This window comes from Ruminococcus difficilis (assembly GCF_016680995.1).
Window position 1 is genome coordinate 1 of record NZ_JAEQMG010000125.1, and the last position, 13241, is coordinate 13241.

At 55.2% G+C, this 13241-nt stretch carries 9 protein-coding genes; 4 read left to right on the plus strand and 5 right to left on the minus strand.

Annotated features, from left to right (window positions below):
- Positions 1-741 (plus strand): hypothetical protein (locus tag JKK62_RS11875; RefSeq protein WP_201428064.1); only part of this gene is annotated, 741 nt, incomplete at its 5' end.
- A gap of 107 nt (positions 742-848) precedes the next feature.
- On the opposite strand, the gene JKK62_RS11880 is transcribed toward JKK62_RS11875, so the two are convergent.
- From JKK62_RS11880 to nifJ, 3 genes are all read right to left on the minus strand, one after another.
- On the minus strand, positions 849-1412 hold the full coding sequence (locus JKK62_RS11880) for a hypothetical protein (protein WP_201428065.1): 564 nt from the start codon (positions 1410-1412) through the stop codon (positions 849-851).
- Between the two features lie 162 nt (positions 1413-1574).
- Positions 1575-4268: a valine--tRNA ligase gene (locus tag JKK62_RS11885; protein ID WP_201428066.1), complete on the minus strand. Its 2694-nt coding sequence runs from the start codon at positions 4266-4268 to the stop codon at positions 1575-1577.
- 540 nt (positions 4269-4808) lie between these two features.
- Positions 4809-8333: a pyruvate:ferredoxin (flavodoxin) oxidoreductase gene (nifJ, locus tag JKK62_RS11890; protein WP_201428067.1), complete on the minus strand. Its 3525-nt coding sequence runs from the start codon at positions 8331-8333 to the stop codon at positions 4809-4811.
- A gap of 442 nt (positions 8334-8775) precedes the next feature.
- Between nifJ and JKK62_RS11895 the strand changes: the two genes are divergently transcribed.
- Together JKK62_RS11895 and JKK62_RS11900 are read left to right on the plus strand one after the other, a co-directional pair.
- Entirely contained in the window at positions 8776-9525 is a 750-nt protein-coding gene (locus tag JKK62_RS11895) for an HAD family hydrolase (protein WP_201428068.1), read from the plus strand.
- Complete coding sequence (locus tag JKK62_RS11900) at positions 9515-9841, plus strand: hypothetical protein (protein ID WP_201428069.1); 327 nt, start codon at positions 9515-9517, stop codon at positions 9839-9841. The genes JKK62_RS11895 and JKK62_RS11900 overlap by 11 nt, the downstream gene beginning before the upstream one ends.
- A 327-nt stretch (positions 9842-10168) precedes the next feature.
- Here the strand turns inward: JKK62_RS11900 and JKK62_RS11905 are convergent, their stop codons facing one another.
- On the minus strand, positions 10169-10948 hold the full coding sequence (locus tag JKK62_RS11905) for a dockerin type I domain-containing protein (protein ID WP_201428070.1): 780 nt from the start codon (positions 10946-10948) through the stop codon (positions 10169-10171).
- A gap of 339 nt (positions 10949-11287) precedes the next feature.
- On the opposite strand from JKK62_RS11905, the gene lexA reads away from it, so the two are divergent.
- The gene (lexA, locus tag JKK62_RS11910) at positions 11288-11896 is read left to right on the plus strand and encodes a transcriptional repressor LexA (RefSeq protein WP_201428071.1); all 609 of its coding nucleotides are present in this window, start codon (positions 11288-11290) and stop codon (positions 11894-11896) included.
- 283 nt (positions 11897-12179) lie between these two features.
- Here lexA and JKK62_RS11915 read toward each other — a convergent pair whose 3' ends face one another.
- Entirely contained in the window at positions 12180-12875 is a 696-nt protein-coding gene (locus JKK62_RS11915; protein WP_201428072.1) for a hypothetical protein, read from the minus strand.
- Positions 12876-13241 lie beyond the last annotated feature (366 nt).

Consider the following 13241-nt stretch of genomic DNA (forward strand, 5'->3'; position numbering starts at 1 on the left):
GCTCTGACCGCTTGCGGTCGTAAGATCAGCAAAAACGGCGACGCTCCCGCTCCTGTTTCCAGCGCGGCGGATAACAACCAGACAAGCTCTGTTACGGAGTCCGTTACAAGCACTCCCGCGAGCAGCGCGGCAGACACCAGCAGCGCTCCCGTGGGAAGCAACGTCAAGGTTGAGGCTTCCAAGAACAGCAAGGCCAGCGACGGTATCAAGGTAGAGGGCATCCCCTTCTTTGATGAATACAGCAAGAACGTTTATCTGCTGATCACCAACGACAGCGGCAAGGACTGCAACCTCGATATCAACGTCGACTTCTTCAAGGACGGCAAGATCGTCGGCACCACCAGCAACTACATTGACGCTGTTGCGAAGGGCACCACCGTCTGCGAGGAATTCTCCTGCGATGAGGACTTTAACTCCTATGAATATAAGGTCGACGCCTCCGACCTGAGCAGCTATGAAGTCCCGGTCGACCAGGATCTGGCGCTTGAGGTCAGCCAGCTGACCGACAAGGTCATCGTCAGCTTGACCAATAACGGCAAGACTCCCGCGAATTACGTTTGGTATGACGTATTCTTCTACAAGAACGGCAAGCTGGTTGATCACAACAACAACTACTGCTATGACGACGACTCCGAGATCAAGCCCGGCGCCACCGTAAGAAGCGAATGCAGCACCTACGTTGAGGGCGGCTTCGACGACGCGAAGGTCTACTTCCACGGCGAGGGCAATAACAACAGCTGATCGCTGAATAAGCAAATAAATGACGGCACGTTCGATTGAGCGTGCCGTTTTTGTATGCAAAAGTTTTTGAGATAATATGTAGATGATGTTGAAAACAGGGGATAGACTCAGTCGGGAATGAACTCGTGCTTTGCGTTGTTGAAGGTGAAGGAGAGGACATGGGTCTCGGGGTCGATGGTGACGGCAGTGTTTTCGTCACAGGATTCGCCGTTCTTGGAGGTGCCGTCATAGCGGGTGGTGATGTGGAGGGTCGTGCCGCTGTCAGAGGTCGAATAGGTGCCGGTACAGCCGATGAGACCTAAGACGCAGTTAAAGGTGTTGTCGCTGTCGAAGGTGATATAGGCGCCTGTCTGACGAATGACGGAGCCGTAACGGACGCTCGGGCGCTGTTCCGCGCCGTCCGCGTAGACCATGCTCAGATTCCAGCGCGTGCCGCTGAGGGAGATGGGAGAGGGGTCGCTGTCGGTCGGATGCTCGGCAGCGGTGTTCTGCGCGGGAGCATCAGTCGAGGGGGCTGTGGTCGGCGCGATTGTTGCGGGAGTTTCGGTCGGTGTTTGAGTCGCTGTTACGGCGGTTTCGGTGGAATTCTCGGCGGGCGTTTTGGCGCAGGCGGAGAGGGAGAGAGCCGCCAAAAGGCAGAGAACGGCGATGATACGGGAAAGATTTTTCATACGGATCACCCTTTCAAATAGGATATAAGAGGCTGTGAAAAAATCTTCATCATCGAGAGGAGTAAGCGACGCGGCAGCCCCTGGGATCTCTCCTTTGTGGGATTGCCACGGGCTAAAGCCCTCGCAATGACTGCGTTTTTCACAGCCCTTTTGTTGTGTTGATTATTTTAAGTTTTCGATGGCGGCCTTAATCAGGGCGATCTTCTCGCGCTCGCGTTCCGCCTGCGCTTTGATCTTCTCGATGACGGCGGCGGGAGCCTTGCCCATGAAGCCGGGGTTGCCGAGCTTCTTCTCGTCCTGCATGAGCATTTTCTCGGTGTTCATGAGCTCCTTGTTCAGTCGCTTGAGTTCCGCTTCCTTATCGACCAGCTCGTTCATCGGGATGTAGAGCTTCGCGTCGGCGGTGACGACCGTCACGGCGCCGTCGATATTGAAGTCATCGCCGATCTCGACCTCGCTTGCGGATGCGAGCTTCTTAAAGAACTCAACGCCGTGCTCGAAGGTCGACGCGGTCTTGGTGGCGATATAGAGCTTCGCCTTCTTGGAAGGCGGTACGTTCATCTCGTTGCGCTGTGTGCGGATGGCGGTGATCGCGTTCATGATCTTCTGCATATCCGCCGCCTCACGCTCGAATGCGAGCGCGTCGGTGTACTCAGGGTACTGCTGCAGCATGATCGTGTCGCCCTCGTGGGGGATATTCTGCCAGATCTCCTCGGTGATGAACGGCATGAACGGATGCAGGAGCTTGAGGATCTTGTCGAGGACATAGACCAGCACCCTGCGGGCGTTCTGAGCCGCCTGTTCATCGTCGCTGTAGAGATCGGTCTTCTTCAATTCGATGTACCAGTCGCAGAAGCAGTCCCAGATGAAGTCGTAGAGCTTCTGTACCGCGATACCGAGTTCGAACTTCTCGAGGTTCTCGGTGACGTCTTTGCACAGTGTATTCAGGGTGGACAGCACCCACTTGTCCTCCAGCTTGAGCTCCTCGGGGAGGGTCAGGGGGACATCGTGACCCTCGATATTCATCAGCACGAAGCGGCTGGCGTTATAGAGCTTGTTCGCGAAGTTGCGGCAGCTCTCGACGCGGGTCTCGCTGTAGCGCATATCGTTGCCGGGGGAGTTGCCCGTCGCGAGGAAGAAGCGCAGCGCGTCGGCGCCGTACTTCTCGATGACCTCGATCGGGTCTACGCCGTTGCCCAGCGATTTACTCATCTTTCTGCCCTGTTCGTCACGGATCAGACCGTGGATGAATACGGTGCGGAAGGGTACGTCGCCCATGTTGTGGATGCCGGAGAACATCATGCGAACGACCCAGAAGAAGATGATGTCATAGCCGGTGACCAGCGTATCGGTGGGGTAAAAGTACTTGAGCTCCTCGGTGTTCTCAGGCCAGCCGAGGGTCGAGAACGGCCACAAGGCGGAGCTGAACCAGGTGTCGAGGGTGTCGGGATCCTGGGTCATGTGCTTCGAGCCGCAGTGAGGGCAGGTATCGACAGCGGTCTTGCTGACGACCATCTCGCCGCATTCGTCGCAGTAGTAAACAGGGATACGGTGACCCCACCACAGCTGACGGGAGATGCACCAGTCCTTGATATTTTCTAACCAGTTGAAATAGATCTTCTCGGATCTCTTGGGGATAAACTGCGTCTTGCCGGTGCGTACCGCGTCGATCGCGGGGGCGGCAAGGGGCGCCATCTTGACGAACCACTGCTTCGATACCATCGGCTCGATGGTGGTATGGCAGCGGTAACAGGTGCCTACGTCGTGAGAGAGGGGCTCGATCTCCTTGAGCAGTCCGAGCGCAGTCAGGTCGTCTACGATCGCCTTGCGCGCATCGATGGTGGTCATGCCGGCATACTTGCCGCAGTCAAGTACCTCGGGCTCGTTCTCGCTGAGCTTGCCCTTCGCCTTCAGCTCCTCGTATGCCGCGACGTCCTCGGCGCCGGTCATGTGACCGTCGTAGGTGAAGCAGCGCACGATCGGCAGGCTGTGACGCAGCCCGACCTCAAAGTCGTTGGGGTCATGGGCGGGGGTGATCTTCACGACGCCGGTACCCTTCTCCATATCGGCATGCTCGTCGCATACGATCGGGATCTCCTTATCCAGCAGGGGAAGGATGACGTGACAGCCGTGCAGGTGCTTATAGCGCTCGTCCTCGACGTTGATCGCGACGGCGGTATCGCCCAGCATGGTCTCGGGACGGGTGGTGGCGATCTCCAGCATCTCGCCCGTCTCCTTGACGGGGTAGAGGATGTGCCAGAAGTTGCCGTTCTTCGCCTCATATTCGACCTCGGCGTCCGAGATCGAGGTGCAGCAGTGCGGGCACCAGTTGACCATGCGGTTGCCGCGATAGATCAGCCCCTCGTCATACAGCTTGATGAATACTTCCTTGACGGCGTTGGAGCAGCCCTCGTCCATTGTGAAGCGCTCGCGCTCCCAGTCGCAGGAGACGCCCAGCTTCCAGAACTGCTTGGTGATCCTGCCGCCGTACTCGCGCTTCCATGCCCACGCGCGCTCGAGGAATTTTTCGCGACCCAGGTCATCCTTGGTGACGCCTTCCTTGCGCATTGCCTCTACGATCTTCGCCTCGGTGGCGATGGAGGCGTGGTCGGTGCCGGGCAGCCACAGCGCCTCGTATCCCTGCATCCTGCGCCAGCGGATCAGGATGTCCTGCAAAGTATTGTCCAGCGCGTGACCGATATGCAGCTGACCCGTGATGTTCGGTGGCGGCATAACGATGCAGTAGGGCTTCTTGTCGGGGTCGACCTTGGCGTGGAAGTAGTTGTGATCCAGCCAGTATTGATATATCCTGTCCTCGACCTGCTTCGGATCGTAGGACTTGTTGAGTTCTGCCATAATAGCCTTCCTCTCCATATTTTTATCGGTTGAGATTGCCGCGTCGGGACGATGTCCCTCCTCACAATGACAATCGAATATGATACTGATACTCTAACCTATATATTATCGCATTACAGGCGGCTTTTGTCAAGGCTTTTTCGGGTATGGAGGAAGGAGTTAGGAGTCAGGAATGAGGAGAAGGAATAAACGTTGCAGCGTTCCGTAGGGGATGGTTCCTCAGTCGGAGCCGTCGCCCTACAGCACGATCAAGCGTCGCCCGCGTCCCGTAAGGGACATTCGTACAGCCCCCCATGCATTGAAAAGCAGTTGTTATACAATTCCAAAAGCCGTCAGGCTTTCAAAAATCGGGTGTGGGCAGCGCCCGCCATTCTCCATTCTCCGTACATACAACAATACCCCCGGGATTGCTCCCGGGGGTGATGTGGTTATTGAGTTATAAGACTCGAGCTTTGAACGATAGCTTTCAGGAAAGCGAGCTTAATTAGGTTGAGATTGCCGCATCGGGACGATGTCCCTTCTCGCAATGACAATCCCGGATCACTCGCCCTTAGCGCGCTCGGCGAGGGTCTCAAAGCGGGCTGCCGCGGTGTCCTCAGCCTTCTGGAAGAGCTCCTCGGCTCTCTGCGGGAAGGAACGGGTCAGAGCGGAGTAACGAGCCTCGTTCATGATGAAGTCACGATAGGACTCGGTCGGCGCTTTGGAATCGAGGATGAAGGGATTCTTGCCCTCAGCCTTGAGTCTGGGATCATAGCGGAAGTTGTTCCAGTAGCCGCAGGCAACCGCGCGCTGCATCTCCTTCTGGCAGTTCTGCATGCCGCCCTTGATGGAGTGCATCTCGCAGGGAGCGTAGCCGATGATCAGCGACGGACCCGGATAAGACTCAGCCTCCTGGATCGCCTTGAGGGTCTGGTTCATGTCAGCGCCCATAGCGATCTGAGCGACGTAGATGTAGCCGTAGGAGATCGCGATGTCAGCGAGGGACTTCTTCTGGATCGCCTTACCGGCAGCCGCGAACTGAGCGACCTGACCGATGTTCGAAGCCTTGGAAGCCTGACCGCCGGTGTTGGAATAAACCTCGGTATCGAATACCATGATGTTGACGTCCTCGCCGGTCGCCAGAACATGGTCGACGCCGCCGAAGCCGATATCATAAGCCCAGCCGTCGCCGCCGAAGATCCAGACGGACTTCTTGCTGAGATATTCCTTGTTGTCGAGGATGTCCTTTCTGTACGGGCAAGCCTCGTCGACCTTCTCGACCTCGGCGATCAGCGCCTTGGTAGCGGCGGTATTCTTCTCACCGTCGTTGAGGGTAGCGAGGTACTCGTCGGCAGCAGCCTTGAGCGCGTCGGAGGCTCTCTCGTCAGCAATCATCGCCTTGACGTCAGCGATCAGGCGATCACGGATAGCTCTCTGGCCGAGGAACATACCGAGACCGTGCTCAGCGTTGTCCTCAAAGAGGGAGTTAGCCCAAGCGGGACCGTGGCCGTCCTTGTTGACGGTATAGGGAGAGGTAGCAGCGGGACCGCCCCAGATGGAGGAGCAGCCGGTAGCGTTACTGATGTACATTCTGTCGCCGAAGAGCTGGGTCACAAGACGAGCGTAAGAGGTCTCGGCACAGCCTGCGCAGGAGCCGGAGAACTCAAGCAGCGGCTGCTTGTACTGCGAGGAGATGACGTTGATCTTTGCGGTGGTCTCGGGCTTCTCGGTGACCTTGGCGACGCAGTAATCGAATACTGCCTGCTGATCGTCCTGAGACTCACGGGCGACCATCTTCAGGGAGTTGGTCGGGCAGACACCTACGCAGACGCCGCAGCCCATGCAGTCGAAGGGAGATACCGCGAGGGTGTACTTATAAACCTTGTTAACGGCTCTCGGACCGTACTTGATGTTTTCGGGAGCGTCGGCAACCTCAGCCTCGTCCATCGCATAGGGACGGATGGTAGCATGGGGGCAGACGAACGCGCAGCGGTTACACTGAGCGCAGGTCTCGTTGTTCCACTCGGGAACCATAACGGCTACGCCGCGCTTCTCAAACGCGGAAGCGCCCTGCTCGAAGGTACCGTCGGCATGATCCACAAAGGCGGATACGGGCAGGCTGTCGCCGTCCATCTTGCCTACGGGCTCCATGATGTTCTCGACCTGCTTCTCGAGCTTGGTCATCTCTACGTCGGCAGCCTTCTTCTCAGCGTCTACAGCGTCAGCCCAATCAGCGGGTACGTCGATCTTGACGTAAGCGGTAGCGCCTGCGTCGATCGCCTTCTCGTTCATCTCGACGATCTCTTTACCCTTCTTCATGAACTTCTGAGCCTTCTCCTTCATGTAGCCGATGGCTTCCTCAGCGGGCAGAACCTTCGCGAGGGAGAAGAAAGCACTCTGCAGAACGGTGTTGGTACGCTTGCCCAGACCGATCTCAGCCGCGATGTCGATCGCGTTGACGGTGTAGAGCTGGATGTTGTTCTTCGCGATATAACGCTTGGTCTCCGCGTTGAGGTGAGAGTTCAGCTCCTCGGGAGTCCACTGGCAGTTGATCAGGAATACGCCGCCGGGCTTGACATCCTGAACCATCTTGTAGCCCTTGAGGATGTAGGAGGGGTTGTGGCAGGCTACGAAGTCAGCCTTGTTGATGTAGTAGGGGGACTTGATGGGCTTATCACCGAAGCGCAGATGGCTGATGGTGATACCGCCGGTCTTCTTGGAGTCATACTGGAAGTATGCCTGTACATATTTATCGGTATGGTCGCCGATGATCTTGATGGAATCCTTGTTCGCGCCTACGGTGCCGTCGCCGCCCAGACCCCAGAACTTGCACTCGATAGTGCCTTCCGCGGCGGTGTTGGGAGCGGGCTTCTCCTCGAGGGAGAGATCGGTGACGTCATCGACGATACCGATGGTGAAGTTGTGGCGCGGATTCTCCTTACTGAGCTCCTCATAGACAGCGAATACGCTGGAGGGGGGAGTATCCTTGGAGCCGAGGCCGTATCTGCCGCCGACTACCTTAGCGGTGCGGCCCTGAGTCGCGAGAGCGGCGACAACGTCGAGGTACAGAGGCTCGCCCAGAGCGCCGGGCTCCTTGGTACGGTCGAGGACTGCGATCTTCTTCGCGGTCTCGGGGATGGCTTCTACGAGCTTGTCGGCACGGAAGGGACGATACAGACGAACCTTGACCAGACCGACCTTCTCGCCGTTGGCGTTCATGTAGTCGATGACCTCTTCCGCAACGTCGCAGATAGAGCCCATCGCGATGATGACGCGGTCAGCGTCGGGAGCGCCGTAGTAGTTGAACAGCTTGTAGTCGGTGCCGAGCTTCGCGTTGACCTTGCCCATGTACTCCTCAACGATCTCAGGCAGAGCGTCATAGTACTTGTTGCAGGCTTCTCTGTGCTGGAAGAAGATATCGCCGTTCTCGTGAGAACCGCGCATGGTGGGATGCTCGGGGTTCAGAGCGCGCTTACGGAACGCCTGTACAGCGTCCATATCGGTCATTTCCTTGAGGTCGTCGAAGTCCCAGATCTCGATCTTCTGGATCTCGTGAGAGGTTCTGAAACCGTCGAAGAAGTTGATGAACGGAACTCTGCCCTTGATGGTGGAGAGGTGAGCGACAGCGCCCAGATCCATGACCTCCTGCGGGTTGGTCTCAGCCAGCATCGCGAAACCGGTCTGACGGCAAGCATAGACGTCAGAATGGTCGCCGAAGATGTTCAGCGCGTGGCTCGCTACGCAGCGGGCGGAAACGTGGAATACGGACGGGAGTAATTCGCCCGCGATCTTGTACATATTCGGGATCATGAGCAGCAGACCCTGAGAAGCGGTGTAGGTGGTGGTCAGCGCACCCGCGTTCAGCGAGCCGTGTACGGTACCTGCCGCACCTGCTTCACTCTGCATCTCTTCTACCTTTACGGTAGTGCCGAAGATGTTCTTCATGCCCTGAGCGGACCACTGATCAACGTAGTCAGCCATCGGGCTGGACGGTGTGATGGGGTAGATGCCGGCTACCTCGGTGAACGCATAGGACACCCAAGCCGCGGCGTTGTTGCCGTCCATGGATTTCATTTGTCTTGCCATGTGTTTTCCTCCTGTTTTACATTGCTGTAAGATGAGCTCCTTCTTACACCAACGCATGAATTAGATCCATGAGAGATCCCTGCCCGAGAGCATACCGACCCCTCATTTTTCATCCTCTATCTTATCACTTTTTGTCGATATTGTAAAGGGGAAAATGTTGTGAGATACAGCCATTTATGCAGTTTTGACGGTTAGCAAGGGCTAATTGTTATAAGCTCATCCGACACAGGTTGGTTTGGCGCGCGTTATTTTGACCGTAAAATCGTTCCGACCCTAATTTGCACAAAATTTTTTGTCATTTTTTCTGTGCTTTATTCTAATTATGTATGGAATTTTCAGCGGTTTATTGCTACAATAAATAGTACTGTTATGTGTAAATAAGGATGAGATTGCCGAGGCACATCAATGTGCCCCGCAATGACTTATTATATGTAGGTGAAGTATGTACAAGAACATCATCTTTGATCTATACGGTACACTGATCGATATCCGTACCGACGAATTTTCGCTGGATTTCTGGCGCAAGGCGGTGCAGGTGTTCGCAACGAAAGGCGCTTCGTTCAGCCCGAACGAGCTGCGTACCTCCTATACGAAGTATGTCAAGCGCGCTTTACGCCATGAGCGTCTTCGTCACCCGATCTTCAAGCATGTCGATATCGACCTCTTGCAGGTGTTCCGCAGGCTCTATCAGGATAAGGGGATCAACGCGGATGTGACTCTGCTGCGCGATACCGCTCACCGCTTCCGTAAGGACAGCACGCTGATGATCCGTCTGTACGATGGCGTGATCGAGCTCTTAGAGGGGCTCAAAGCCGCGGGCAGAGGCGTTTACCTGCTCTCGAACGCGCAGGAGAGCTTCACCATCCCCGAGATGGACGAGCTCGGGATCCTTAAATACTTCGACGGCATCATGATCAGCTCCGAGGAGAAGGTCAGCAAGCCTCAGAAGCAGTTCTTCACGAAGCTGCTTGAGAGATACCGCCTCGACCCGAAGGAGTGCCTGATGGTTGGCAACGATAAGAACGCCGATATGCTGGGCGCTAAGAGCGTCGGCATCGACGGGCTGTATATCCATCAGGAGATCAGCCCCGAGGTGAAGGATGAGAGCGAGGTCACCGCGCTGCGCAAGATCATGGACGGTGATGTGCGCAAGCTCCTCGGAACGATTATGGAGTTGGATCATGAAGAATAATTTGATAATCAAGATCGCGTTCGGTGTTTCGATCGTTGCGCTGGTGTTCTCGGTGATTACGCTGATTCGCGCTATCGTGTTGGGTGCGCGTGTGGTGTTCCCGGTGATACAGGTGATCGGTACGCTGGCTATTGCGGCGATCTGTGCCGTGATGCTCTTCACCTTGAACAGACAGGAATCGGAGGAAAGCAATGAGGATGGAGAGGAACCGCCCTCAAAGACTGCCGAAGAAGCGCCGAACGAGTCCGCCGAGCTCACGGAGGATGATCCCGATACGGATTTGGAAGCGAAATACAACTGGAGCAATTTTCAATAAACTTTTTGAATAAATAGTGGGGATGAGAACCGCTTTCTATGCGGAAGCTCACGAATCACGGGGCTGTTGCAGCGAAAACGCAACAGCCCTTTTATAATACTTCTGTTTTGACACGTCAATCTAATACTCCGCGGCGGCTCCGGCTCCGGAGAAATCCATTTCCCTACGGGAATGTAACAGAACAAAACAAAAGGTGCTGTCGCGTGGCAGCACCTTTTTACATTATACGGATTCCGGAACAGCCGCAGTACGGCAGCGAACGACGGATAGATGAAACTGCGCTTGGGTAAGGATGAAACGCACGGTTTTGCAGTACCTTTCCTGTAGTTATTCGGATGCGAAGCGGTAGTCGCCGACGTTTGCGGCGTTCATCCCCGCCGCGTAACGACGGACCGCGAGTGCATCTTTGAGGTTGATATCACCGTCGCCGTTTGTATCGGCGTTCGGTTTACTATAGCTCAACCGTCTGCCCGCCGTGATCCACTGGATCAGAGTCGCGTCGATAAGGCTGATCCCGCCGTCATTGTTCGCGTCGCCGATGTACGCACAGGGCAGCTCGACCGAACCGACGGTATAGGGGGGCTTGTCGTACCGATCGCTTGCCTTGCCGTTTTGGAAGAGCTTATAGAAGGTATTCTTGTTGTCGCGTGCAGTCAGGGTCTGCATCAAGTGGTTTAGCTCGGTCGTACCGCCCGCGAGTACCTTGAACCTCAGCTTGAGGTACGGCTCGTCGGTACTGCCGTAGCCCTCGATGCCCGTGACCTGACTGAAATTATAATAAACGTTGCCGGGGACATCGGTGATATTGACGACGGCGGAGGCGTCCGCCAGTCTGCCTTCAAAGCTGTAACCCTCGGGGGTCGGATCGCCGTAAGCGAGCGGCTGCAGAAGACTCTTGTCATAGCGGATCTCGCCCTCTCCGTTAATAAGAGTATGCTGACCCGTGAACAGACCCACGCGGTAGAGAAAAACGCTCCCGACCTTGACCTCGGCGAGCACCTTACCTGAGTCGGTGATGGTCAGCGTGTCGCTGTCGGCTGCTGCTGCAGGGACAAAAAAGGCGATACAGAGCAGTATGAATATGAAAAGGCACAGAAATCGTCTCATGCTTTCCTCCTTTTATCTATGATACAGATACTGTGAATATTGTAAAAGATATCGCCGATAATTGCAAGGAGTGTTACAAATCTGTAGAAAACGCCGGTTTTCTGTAAACCGGTAAAATTGAACGGTGATCGTAATGCCCGGGTTATAATGACAAAAAATGTATGTTGATTTTAGTGAAATTGCCGTTTTTTCGGATCGATGTAATTTCTTCGAACAAATATTTGCATTCTATCGTGACCTGTGTTATAATAATCGTGATAGTATAATAAACAGCCGCCGAGGAGGCGAATTATCCGGTGCATCCTACGGTCGGCTCAACCGATAAGTTCAGGTGATTGTATGAAGCCTTTGACCAAAAGCCAGCAGAAAGTATATGATTATATTCTCGAGTGTTCCGAGAACAACCGGATTCCTTCCGTCAGAGAGCTGTGTGACGCGACGGGCTTCAAGTCCACGTCTACCGTCGCCTATCATCTAAAGGCGCTGGAGGAGAAGGGGCTGATCGAGCGTGAGGAAGGACTCAACCGCTGTATCCGCCTCAAGAACGAACAGCCCACTGCCAAGGTGCCGCTGCTCGGTCGCGTTACCGCGGGTCAACCGATCCTCGCCGTGCAGGATATCGAGACCTACATCCCCGTCCCCAAGGACGTCGGCAAGGGCAGGGAGCTCTTTGCGCTGCGCGTTGTGGGCGACAGTATGATTAACGCGGGTATCTTTGACGGAGATATTATCGTCGTGAACCGTACTCCTGTTGCGAACAACGGCGATATCGTCGTCGCGATGGTGGAGGATGAGCTCAGCGGCGAGGCGAGCGCGACTGTCAAGCGCTTTTATAAGGAGAAGAGGCATATTCGTCTCCAGCCCGAGAACGACGCCTACGAGCCGATCATCGTCGATAAGGCGGTGCTGCTGGGTAAGGTCGTCACCCTGATCCGCAATTATGAATGAACCGCCGGTCACAATTCTTAATTTGTTTAATGCGCGTTAATACTCCGTTAACAAATCACGGGAAGTTTTGACTATAATAAAATCATGCAAGAGAGGTACCGCAACTCCTTGTATATGTTCTACCCTCCTCAATACGGTTATCCGTATTTGAACCCCTCATTTTATTTGGATTTATCCCCGGAAGAAGCGTACGCCCGCAGCGTGCGCTTTCTTCTTTTGTACGGAGATTTGAGATAATCGGGTACAAAAAAGCTGCCGATCTTCGGCAGCTTCACTGTCCATATCATTCGACGTCGCGGAAGTCGTCATCATCGAGGTTGTAGACGCGGTTGTCGCGCTTAGGCGGTTGGTAGTCGCGGTAGCGGTCATCCCTGTCGCGCTCGTGCAGTTCACGGCGGCGCTTTTTGTTTGCCTGACGTCTGCCGTCCGAGGCAGTATATGCGGCGGTGGAGAATACCACGCCCATGAATACCGCGACCACGATAAAGAATGCGATAATACACAGGATCCACCACGCGATGTTAACCAGCATCAGCATAATGCATGCAAACACGACCGTGCCTACGCACAGCGCGCCGGCTACCAGCAGCGAGTTGATCAGGTCGGTGATCCTATCGAAGAACCCGAGCCACGGGCTGAGCGCCGCGAGCAGTACCGCGACGATGGAGACGAGGAAGCCGACGACGATCGCGAGGTCGTGGTAGATAACCATGTCCAGCAGCATTGGTATGCATAGGATGACCGCCGGAACGATTGCGTGCTCGCGGTCATTTTTACGCCAGAACAGGATCAGGAACGCCGACGTCACGCATCCGAACAGCGCCGTTCCGACGAAGCCGTGCATCAGCGGAGCGAAGAATAGAATGATGAAGTCGAGGATCGCGGCGATCGCGAGCCGTGAGCCGATTTTAGTGCGCAGAAACGGTCGAATATCCCTGCATTTTTCCTTATAGGTTTCCCATAGATGGTTGAAATTCATATTAAGCCTCCTTGATTGGAAGTCATATACATATTTCACTATACCATACTTCGACAAATAATGCAAACTATTTATCAGAGAACGGAGAACGGAGAACAGAGAACAGAGAACGGAGAACGGTGATTGATATAAACGTTGTATAGAGTTGTAGGGGTCGGTTCCTCAGCCGGAGACGGCACCCCTCTGTCGCTTTGCGCCACCTCCCCGGCGGGGAGACCCCCAAGACGACCCGCGTCCCGCAAGGGACATTCGCACAGCGACATCGCAGGGGCGGTCATTGACCGCCCGTTGTCGCAGAGCGTGGCATTTCCTATCTCACGTTTTCGATACGGATAACGCCCGTCATTCGCGGGCGACCGATGGTCG

Excerpts from the sequence above, each read along its gene's own strand:
- JKK62_RS11880 (WP_201428065.1), bottom strand. The coding sequence starts at position 1,412 with ATGAAAAATCTTTCCCGTATCATCGCCGTTCTCTGCCTTTTGGCGGCT.
- JKK62_RS11885 (WP_201428066.1), bottom strand. The coding sequence starts at position 4,268 with ATGGCAGAACTCAACAAGTCCTACGATCCGAAGCAGGTCGAGGACAGG.
- nifJ (WP_201428067.1), bottom strand. The coding sequence starts at position 8,333 with ATGGCAAGACAAATGAAATCCATGGACGGCAACAACGCCGCGGCTTGG.
- JKK62_RS11895 (WP_201428068.1), top strand. The coding sequence starts at position 8,776 with ATGTACAAGAACATCATCTTTGATCTATACGGTACACTGATCGATATC.
- JKK62_RS11900 (WP_201428069.1), top strand. The coding sequence starts at position 9,515 with ATGAAGAATAATTTGATAATCAAGATCGCGTTCGGTGTTTCGATCGTT.
- JKK62_RS11905 (WP_201428070.1), bottom strand. The coding sequence starts at position 10,948 with ATGAGACGATTTCTGTGCCTTTTCATATTCATACTGCTCTGTATCGCC.
- lexA (WP_201428071.1), top strand. The coding sequence starts at position 11,288 with ATGAAGCCTTTGACCAAAAGCCAGCAGAAAGTATATGATTATATTCTC.
- JKK62_RS11915 (WP_201428072.1), bottom strand. The coding sequence starts at position 12,875 with ATGAATTTCAACCATCTATGGGAAACCTATAAGGAAAAATGCAGGGAT.